The organism is Streptomyces sp. NPDC002044 (assembly GCF_040296725.1).
In the GTDB taxonomy this organism is placed as follows: Bacteria; Actinomycetota; Actinomycetes; order Streptomycetales; family Streptomycetaceae; genus Streptomyces; species Streptomyces antarcticus.
The window spans coordinates 20,875-28,183 of the sequence record NZ_JBEOXU010000080.1 but is presented as its reverse complement, the minus strand read 5'-3'; the positions used below and the strand labels follow the sequence as shown (position 1 = coordinate 28,183).

At 74.1% G+C, this 7,309-nt stretch carries 7 protein-coding genes and 1 tRNA gene; 6 read left to right on the top strand and 2 right to left on the bottom strand.

The annotated features are described in order from the left end of the window. Positions 1 to 73: 73 nt before the first annotated feature. Positions 74 to 982 carry a hypothetical protein gene (locus tag ABT106_RS20265; protein WP_351279160.1) on the bottom strand — a complete coding sequence of 303 codons (909 nt, stop codon included), beginning with the start codon at positions 980 to 982 and terminating at the stop codon, positions 74 to 76. A gap of 124 nt (positions 983 to 1,106) precedes the next feature. Between ABT106_RS20265 and ABT106_RS20260 the strand changes: the two genes are divergently transcribed. Both ABT106_RS20260 and ABT106_RS20255 read left to right on the top strand, forming a co-directional pair. Further along, positions 1,107 to 1,595, top strand: coding sequence for an SRPBCC family protein (locus ABT106_RS20260; RefSeq protein ID WP_351279157.1), 489 nt, complete (start codon positions 1,107 to 1,109; stop codon positions 1,593 to 1,595). 38 nt (positions 1,596 to 1,633) lie between these two features. Further along, positions 1,634 to 1,708 (top strand) — tRNA-Val (locus ABT106_RS20255). A gap of 69 nt (positions 1,709 to 1,777) precedes the next feature. Here the strand turns inward: ABT106_RS20255 and ABT106_RS20250 are convergent. After that, a complete protein-coding gene (locus ABT106_RS20250) occupies positions 1,778 to 2,503 on the bottom strand; it encodes a 3'-5' exonuclease (protein WP_351279154.1) in 726 nt (241 codons plus the stop codon). A 232-nt stretch (positions 2,504 to 2,735) separates the two neighbouring features. Here ABT106_RS20250 and ABT106_RS20245 point away from each other — a divergent pair, with 232 nt between their 5' ends. The 4 genes from ABT106_RS20245 (at position 2,736) to thrS (ending at position 7,290) form a co-directional block, all read left to right on the top strand. Next, the gene (locus ABT106_RS20245; protein WP_267722807.1) at positions 2,736 to 3,338 is read left to right on the top strand and encodes a DUF4365 domain-containing protein; all 603 of its coding nucleotides are present in this window, start codon (positions 2,736 to 2,738) and stop codon (positions 3,336 to 3,338) included. Continuing rightward, positions 3,338 to 4,558 carry a hypothetical protein gene (locus ABT106_RS20240; RefSeq protein WP_351279151.1) on the top strand — a complete coding sequence of 407 codons (1,221 nt, stop codon included), beginning with the start codon at positions 3,338 to 3,340 and terminating at the stop codon, positions 4,556 to 4,558. Before ABT106_RS20245 ends, ABT106_RS20240 begins: the two co-directional genes overlap by 1 nt. Positions 4,559 to 4,672: 114 nt before the next feature. Beyond that, a complete protein-coding gene (locus ABT106_RS20235) occupies positions 4,673 to 5,230 on the top strand; it encodes a GNAT family N-acetyltransferase (protein ID WP_351279148.1) in 558 nt (185 codons plus the stop codon). A gap of 83 nt (positions 5,231 to 5,313) precedes the next feature. Beyond that, positions 5,314 to 7,290 (top strand): threonine--tRNA ligase, encoded by a 1,977-nt coding sequence (gene thrS / locus ABT106_RS20230; RefSeq protein ID WP_351279146.1) that lies wholly within the window; start codon positions 5,314 to 5,316, stop codon positions 7,288 to 7,290. Positions 7,291 to 7,309 lie beyond the last annotated feature (19 nt).

Here is a 7,309-nt window from a genome sequence, read left to right as displayed (position 1 = left end):
CGGTGCACGCCCACCAGCGGCCGAAGCTGGAGCGGTACGACGACACCCTCTTCACCGTCTTCAAGACGATCCACTACCGCCACGCCGCCGCCACCCCGAGGGCCGCACCCGCCAGCAGCAGCGCCGCCGGAGCCACCGCGCCGCCGGGCGAAGCCGCCGACCAGGAGACGGCCGTGCCGAGCAGCAGCGCCCCGGCGCCCAGGACCGCGGCCAGCACCGCCGGCAGTACCCGCGTCCCCGCCGCGTCCGTCCGGGCCCACAGGGCCGGGGCCACGTCCGCCGCCGCCGTCGCCAGCAGCGCCCAGCCGACCGCCACCGGACCGCCGTCCGCGGCCAGGACGGCCAGCGGGAGCGGCAGTTGCGCCGCCAGGACCGCCGCCGGCACCGGCAGGCGCAGCCCCGGCGGCCCCCCGCGCGCCAGGGCGGACCCGTACCCGGCCCAGAGCGCCGCCAGCGAGGCGGCGGCCCCCGCCGCGTACGCGGTGCCGTCGAGGTCCGCCGCGGCCACCGCGTACAGGGCGTACGCGTCCAGCACCGTCAGCAGCAGCCCCAGCGCGGCCACCGACTCGGCCGTCGAGCGCAGCCCCCGGCGCAGCAGGAGGACCGGCGCGGCCAGCGCCGCCGCCGTCACCACGGCGAGCACCGCCGAACGCCCGCCGATCCCCAGGGACCCCCAGCTGACGAGCGTGAAGGCGAGTGCGGCCACGGCCAGCAGGACCGCGCCCAGGACCAGCAGCACGTTCTGGGCGCTCGGCGCCGACGCGTCCTTCGCGGACGCGGTGCCCGTGGTACCCGCCGGGCCCGGCGCCGGAGCGCGGCCGGGAGCCGGGCCCCAGCCGGGAGCGCCGGCCGGAGCGGGGGAGTACAGCAGCCGCAGCAGCCAGTCCCGGCGGCCGAGCAAGTAGAGGCGCCGGGCGTCGAGTCGGACCAGCTCGTGGTCGATGAGCGCCAGCTCTTCGGCCGGCGGCAGAGACGTGTTCATGGTTCGCAGTGTGGTGCCGGTCACGCCGCCGGCACATGGGCGTGCGTACTCAGACGTGTCTGAGTACCGCCCCGATCCCGGCGAAACGGGGATGAGGGGGCGCCGCGCGGGCCAGACTGCCTCCATGGACCTGAACAGCTGGGACCGTTGGAGCCGCTACCGCTTCCGCAGCGTGTGGGACCTCGACGCGCCGCCCGCCCGCGTCTACGCCGTGCTGGAGCAGCCCGGCGAGTACCCGGCGTGGTGGCCGCAGATACGCCGGGTCCGGCCCGTCGACGACCGCACCGGCACCGCGCTGATCCGCTCGGTCCTCCCGTACGCCCTGCACGTCACGGCCACCGAGCTGCTGCGCGATCCCGGCCGGGGAGTCCTGGAGGTGGCGTTGCGCGGCGACATCGAGGGCTGGGCGCGCTGGACCGTACGGGCGCGGGGCGCGGGGGGCGGCGGCGGCAGCCGCGCCCTGTACGAGCAGGAGGTCGTGGTGCGGCGGCCGCTGATGCGGCGGCTCGCGCTCCCGGGGCGGCCCGTGTTCCGGCTCAACCACGCGCTGATGATGCGGGCGGGACAGCGCGGTCTGGCGGTTCGGCTGGCGGCGTTCCCCGAAGCGGTTTGAACCAGCCCCGGGGCTTCTGTATTGTTCGGTGCGTTCCCGGGCGATTAGCTCAGCGGGAGAGCACTTCGTTCACACCGAAGGGGTCACTGGTTCGATCCCAGTATCGCCCACCACGCAGGATCCGAAGGTCCCTTCCCCATCGGGGGAGGGACCTTCCGGCTTTCGGCGTTCCGGGCCGTCTCCTACGCCGCCGTCGACAGGTCCGGCCGCAGCGGCCAGTGCGGATCGACCGACTCCGGCGTGCCCTGGCGCGCGAACCACGCCTGGAGGCCGCGCGCCTGCGCCGCGTGCCACACCTGCTGGAGCGTGTGCAGCTCCGCCGGGCTCAGCCGCTCCAGCCGCCCCGCGAACCGGCGGCCCACCGCCCGTACGAGCTCCAGCGAGGCCATCGCGTCCGCCGCCGCGTCGTGCGCCGCCTCCAGCTCTATCCCGTAGTGCGCGCACAGGTCGGTCAGCGTCCGGCGGCCCTTGCGGTACCGGTCCAGGTGCTTGTCGAGCACCCGCGGATCCAGCACCGTCAGCGGCCGGTTGTCCAGGTACCGCGACAGCGAGGACGCCCGGTGCCGGCGCAACTCCCGGTCCAGCAGCGTCAGATCGAACGGCGCGTTCATCACCACCACCGGCCGGCCCGCGACCTGCTGCTCCCCGAGCGCTCGGGCTATCTCCTCCACCACCGGCGCGGGCCAGCGCCCGTGCCGCTGGAGGTGCTCGTCGGTGAGCCCGTGCACCTCCGTGGCGCCCGCGGGCACCGGGACGCCGGGATTGACGAGCCAGCGGGTGGAGCGCACCCGGCCGCCCGCGCACTCCTGGACGACGAGCGCGGCGGACACGATCCGGTCCTGCTCGACGTCCACCCCGGTCGTCTCGGTGTCGAATGAGGCCAGCGGGCCCTCGTACCAGCGTGTCATGGCGAACTCCTCGTCCCCGGTCGGCAGATGGGGCGCACGCAGCCGGGCGCCTCCGCGTCCGGACGTACCGCCCTTGCCCGCTTCGGTGATACCCGGGCCGTTTGCCCCGTACGCCGTTTGCGGGGACCCGACTGCGGAGACAACAACCCCGGGGGGCCGTGCACATGACCGGCCGTCATCCCCACCGTCACCCACCACCCACCGCGGAGCCGGAAGGCACGGGGAGCCGGCCATGGCGCTCGCACAGCCCGACCAGGGCGGGGTGCTGGCGGGGCAGATCGATGCGCGGACCGGTACGCCGGGCGAGCCGCGGACCGGACCGCTGCGCGGCACACTCGCCACCACCGCCTGCATGGAGACCCTCCAAGTGGGCTACCTGCACGCCGTCGCCGCGGCGGCCGGCTGCTCGCTGTCCCAGCCCTTCCCGGACAACGGCATCGACTGGCACGTCAGCCACGGCGCCCCCGAGCACGTCGTCGACGACGAGGTCACCGTCAAGGTGCAGCTCAAGGCGACGTACCAGATACCGCCCCGGCCGGCCGGGCCCACCTTCTCCTTCACCCTCGACAACGAGCACCTGGTGAAGCTGGCCCGCACCCCGGTCGCCGTCCACAAGATCCTCGTCGTGATGCTCGTCCCGCGGGAGCGCGACCAGTGGCTCGCCGCCGGGCACGACCGGCTCGACCTGAGGCACTGCTGCTACTGGACCAATCTCGCCGGGCATCCGGTGACCGGCCGGCGCCGGACCACCGTGCGGATCCCGACCACGCGGATCTTCGACGACCGGGCGCTGTGCGAGATCATGACCCGGGTCGGGTCGGGAGGGACACCTTGATGGACCGGCACTCGCCGAACCTCGAACCGCTGCCGTCCACGCAGTACGCGGACCTCGCGCACCCCGCCGCACCCGATCCCGCGCAGGTCGACCCGGTGGTGCTCGGCGCCCTGCTGCGCCGGCACGGCTGGCTGCGCCGGGGCGGGGCCGCCGGCCGCTACGGGCGCTGGACCCCGCCCGCGGGCGGGGGCGGCGCCAGCCTGCTCGTCCCGGAGAGCCGGGCCTTCCCCGACTGCGGCGACCTGCTGGAGGAGGCCCTCACCGCGCTCTCGCGCAGCGCGGCGCCCTCCGCGCGCGAGGTGCTCTACGGGCTGAGCGTGCCCAGCGACGAGGTCCGCTGGGACCGGGAGATCCCGCCCGGCCCGTACGGGTTGCGGTCCGAGGCGGCGTGGACGGCGCAGGAACAGCTCCGCTCGGCCGCCCGCCGGCTCCTGCTGGCCGGGGCCCTGGCGGACCGGGCGCGGGCCGGATACCACGGCGCCCGGCACCGCGCGAAGGCCGAACGGGCCCTGGACGGGGTCCTGGTGGGCCCGGCGCCCGGAGCCCGGCGGCTCACCGCGTACGTCCCCGTGGACGGCGGGCGGGGCCTGGTGACCCGGCTCCACCACGCCCTGCACGCGACCCGCGAGGCCGTGGACTACCGGCGGGCCACCGGCGGCATGGAAGCCTTCGACGCGGCCGTGGCGGCCGGGGCAAGCCGGGAGCTCGCCGACGCGCTGATCGCGCTGGTCCGGGGTACCGAGGGGGCCCGGATCGCGTTGGCCTGGGCGCCGGCGGCCGGGGTGCCGGCCGGGTGTGCGGCGCGGCCGGAACCGGTGGAGTTCTCGCCCGGCGACCTCCCCGTCCTGCGCGAGGCCGCCGCCCGCTACACCCGGGACGAACCGGCCGTCCGGGTCAGCGTCACCGGCGCCGTGGTGCGGATGCGGCGCTCGGCCCCCGGGGGCGGGGGCACCGTACGGCTGCGGGTCCTCGAGGGGGCGGACGTCCCGTTCGTACGGGTGGCGCTGGAGGAGGAGGCGTACGGGGTGGCGGTCCACGCCCACCTGGCGGGGCTGCCGGTCAGGGTCGGCGGGCGGCTCCAGCGGCGGGGCGGCTTCCGGCGGCTGACGGACGCGGCGCAGCTCGTGCCGGTGCCGCTGGACGAGGTCGAACGGGACCGGCTGATGAAGTCGCTGGACGCGGCGTTCGACGCGTCGGACGCGCTGCCGGGGGACGGGTAGGCGCCCGGCCGGGGGCACCAGCCCGGGCGGAGGACACGGGCGGAGGGCACGGGCGGGAGCGGCCGTGGCCGCGCGTAGCCTGGGCACCCCCGCCCGCGACCCCGAGGAACCCGCATGCCGAGCCTGCTCATCCGCCCGCTGGACCTGGCCGACGAGGCCACAGCGGTGACCGTGCACCGGATCGGCCGTGCGGCGTACGCGGTCGAGGCCGGGCTGATCGGATTCGACGGCATCCCCGCCCTGAACGAGAGCCTCGGCGAGATGCGGGCACGGCCGCTGCGGTGGCTCGGCGCGGTGTCCGGCGAGGGCGTGCTCGCCGGCTTCCTCGCCTGGGAAGAGGAACCGGACGGCGTCGTCGGCGTCGACCGGCTCTGCGTGGACCCGGCCTGGTTCCGCCGGGGCGTCGCCTCCCTGCTGCTGCGCCACGTCCTGGCGGAGCTCTGCCCGGACCGCCGCGTCGAGGTGAGCACGGGCGCCGGGAACACCCCCGCGGTGACCCTGTACGAGCGCCTCGGCTTCCTCCGCGGCCCGGACTTCTCACCCGCCCCGGGGCTGCGCATGGCGTCCTTCGGCCGGCCGCCGGCGCCGGCGCGCGGCGGAGCCGCCCGGACGGGCGCCGGTCCGGACCGGACCGGGCCGTCCGGCGACGCCGCCGGCGGGCCCCGCCGATAACCGTTTAGGGGTGCCGCCCCTGCGCTCGGTACGATTCAGGCGCGCAGTGTTCGCTCGCGCACCCCCTGAGTCAGGAGAGACCGGTGTCAGACGTCCGTGTGTTCATCCAACGCGATTCCGAGCGGGACGAGCGCGTGGTGGCCACGGGCACTACGGCGGCGGAGCTCTTCGCCGGCGAGCGCACCATCGTCGCCGCCCGCATCGCCGGTGAGCTGAAGGACCTCGCGTACGAGGTGAAGGACGGCGAGAGCGTCGAGCCGGTGGAGATCTCCTCCGAGGACGGCCTGAACATCCTGCGCCACTCGGCCGCGCACGTCATGGCCCAGGCCGTGCAGGAGCTCTTCCCCGAGGCCAAGCTGGGCATCGGCCCGCCGGTCCGTGACGGCTTCTACTACGACTTCGACGTCGCGAAGCCCTTCACCCCCGAGGACCTCAAGGTCATCGAGAAGAAGATGCAGGAGATCCAGAAGCGCGGGCAGCGCTTCTCCCGCCGCGTGGTCACCGACGAGGCGGCCCGCGAGGAGCTCGCCGACGAGCCGTACAAGCTGGAGCTCATCGGCATCAAGGGCTCCGCGTCGACCGACGACGGGGCGAACGTCGAGGTGGGCGCCGGCGAGCTGACCATCTACGACAACCTCGACCCGAAGACCGGCGAGCTGTGCTGGAAGGACCTCTGCCGGGGTCCCCACCTGCCCACCACCCGCACCATCCCGGCCTTCAAGCTCATGCGCAACGCCGCCGCCTACTGGCGCGGAAGCGAGAAGAACCCGATGCTCCAGCGCATCTACGGCACCGCGTGGCCGTCGAAGGAGGAGCTGAAGGCCCACCTCGACTTCCTCGCCGAGGCCGAGAAGCGCGACCACCGCAAGCTCGGCAGCGAGCTCGACCTCTTCTCCGTCCCGGACGAGATCGGCTCCGGCCTCGCCGTCTTCCACCCGCGCGGCGGCATCATCCGCCGGACCATGGAGGACTACTCGCGCCGCCGGCACGAGGAAGAGGGCTACGAGTTCGTCTACACCCCGCACGCCACCAAGGGCGCCCTCTTCGAGAAGAGCGGCCACCTGGACTGGTACGCGGAGGGCATGTACCCCCCCATGCAGCTCGACGGTGGCACCGACTACTACCTCAAGCCCATGAACTGCCCGATGCACAACCTGATCTTCGACGCGCGCGGCCGCTCCTACCGCGAACTGCCGCTGCGCCTCTTCGAGTTCGGCACCGTGTACCGGTACGAGAAGTCGGGCGTCGTGCACGGCCTGACCCGAGCCCGGGGCTTCACCCAGGACGACGCGCACATCTACTGCACCCGCGAGCAGATGGCGCAGGAGCTCGACCGCACGCTCACCTTCGTGCTGAACCTGCTCCGCGACTACGGCCTGACCGACTTCTACCTGGAGCTCTCCACCAAGGACCCGGAGAAGTTCGTCGGCTCGGACGAGGTCTGGGAGGAGGCCACCGCGGTCCTCCAGTCGGTCGCCGAGAAGCAGGGCCTGCCCCTGGTCCCGGACCCGGGCGGCGCCGCGTTCTACGGCCCGAAGATCTCCGTCCAGTGCCGTGACGCCATCGGCCGCACCTGGCAGATGTCGACCGTCCAGCTCGACTTCAACCTGCCGGAGCGCTTCAATCTCGAGTACACCGCGCCGGACGGCTCGCGCCAGCGGCCGGTCATGATCCACCGTGCGCTGTTCGGGTCGATCGAGCGGTTCTTCGCCGTGCTGCTGGAGCACTACGCGGGCGCCATGCCGCCGTGGCTGGCCCCGGTCCAGGCGGTCGGCATCCCGATCGGCGACGGGCACGTGGAGTACCTGCAGGAGTTCGCCGCCGAGGCGAAGAAGCAGGGCCTGCGGGTCGAGGTGGACGCCTCCTCCGACCGGATGCAGAAGAAGATCAGGAACCATCAGAAGCTCAAGGTGCCGTTCATGGTCATCGTCGGCGACGAGGACATGGCCGCGGGCACCGTCTCCTTCCGCTACCGCGACGGTTCGCAGGAGAACGGGATCGCCAAGGACGAGGCCCTGGCCAAGCTGGCCAAGGTCGTCGCGGACCGCGTCCAGGTCTGATCCGAGCGGAGCGCGTACG

Excerpts from the sequence above, each read along its gene's own strand:
- ABT106_RS20245 (WP_267722807.1), top strand. The coding sequence starts at position 2,736 with ATGGCGCTCGCACAGCCCGACCAGGGCGGGGTGCTGGCGGGGCAGATC.
- ABT106_RS20235 (WP_351279148.1), top strand. The coding sequence starts at position 4,673 with ATGCCGAGCCTGCTCATCCGCCCGCTGGACCTGGCCGACGAGGCCACA.
- ABT106_RS20265 (WP_351279160.1), bottom strand. The coding sequence starts at position 982 with ATGAACACGTCTCTGCCGCCGGCCGAAGAGCTGGCGCTCATCGACCAC.
- ABT106_RS20240 (WP_351279151.1), top strand. The coding sequence starts at position 3,338 with ATGGACCGGCACTCGCCGAACCTCGAACCGCTGCCGTCCACGCAGTAC.
- ABT106_RS20260 (WP_351279157.1), top strand. The coding sequence starts at position 1,107 with ATGGACCTGAACAGCTGGGACCGTTGGAGCCGCTACCGCTTCCGCAGC.
- ABT106_RS20250 (WP_351279154.1), bottom strand. The coding sequence starts at position 2,503 with ATGACACGCTGGTACGAGGGCCCGCTGGCCTCATTCGACACCGAGACG.